Source organism: Streptomyces sp. NRRL S-340, from assembly GCF_000720185.1.
Classification (GTDB): domain Bacteria; phylum Actinomycetota; class Actinomycetes; order Streptomycetales; family Streptomycetaceae; genus Streptomyces.
Genome location: NZ_JOIY01000105.1, coordinates 1 through 866 on the forward strand (window position 1 = coordinate 1; position 866 = coordinate 866).

Below are 866 nucleotides of genomic sequence, written 5' to 3' on the forward strand. Positions count from 1 at the left end.
GGGGATGACGGTGTCTGGCACAGCTATCAGACGTCGCAGAACGGTGGTTGGGCTTCGTGGGAGTTCTGGGGTGGTCCGAAGCGGGCGAATCTGGCGTCGGCGAAGTCGGCTGATGGCCGGGTCGAGGTGTTCGCGCTGAATGCGGAGACGTTCTGGCATCGTGTGCAGAAGGAGCCCAATGGTGCCTGGCACGACTGGGAGACGAACTTCGGTGGTGGGGGTTTCGGGCTCACGGTCGGGACGGACAAGGACGGCCGGTTGGAGGTGTTCGCTTCCAACGGGGGCGGTGTCTATCACCGGTACAACTCGAGTGAGCGGCCCTGGTCCGACTGGGAGTCGGTCGGTGGCCCGGCTGATTCCCGGCTGGCGTCGGCCAGTTCGTCGGACGGCCGTATCGAGGTGTTCGCGTTGAGTGACAGTGCGTTCGGGCATCTTGTGCAGGAGTCTCCCAATGGTGGTTGGCATGCGTGGGAGAACTTCGGTGGTGGTGGCTACGACTTGGCTGTGGGTGCGGACAAGGACGGCCGGTTGGAGGTGTTCGCTTCCAATGGTGGTGGTGTGTATCACCGGTACAACACGAGTGAGCAGCCCTATTGGTCCTCGTGGGAGTACTTCGGTGGTCCGGGTGACGCGAAGCTGGCGACCGAGCGGTCCTCGGACGGGCGGGTCGAGCTCTTCGCGGTGAGTGCTGTGGGTGCTCAGCACATCGTGCAGAAGACTCCCAACGGTGGTTGGCACGACTGGGAGACCGACTTCGGTGGTCCGGGAACCGATGTCGCTGCCGGTCACAACGCGGACGGGCGTCTTGAGGCCATCGCTTCCAACGGAGGCGGTGTCTACCACCGGTACAACACCAGTGAACAGCC

The 866-nt window shown here is 63.7% G+C and carries 1 pseudogene; it reads left to right on the forward strand.

What is annotated here, in order from left to right:
- Positions 1-866: pseudogene (locus IG64_RS37145) on the forward strand (peptidase M23); the annotation flags it as partial.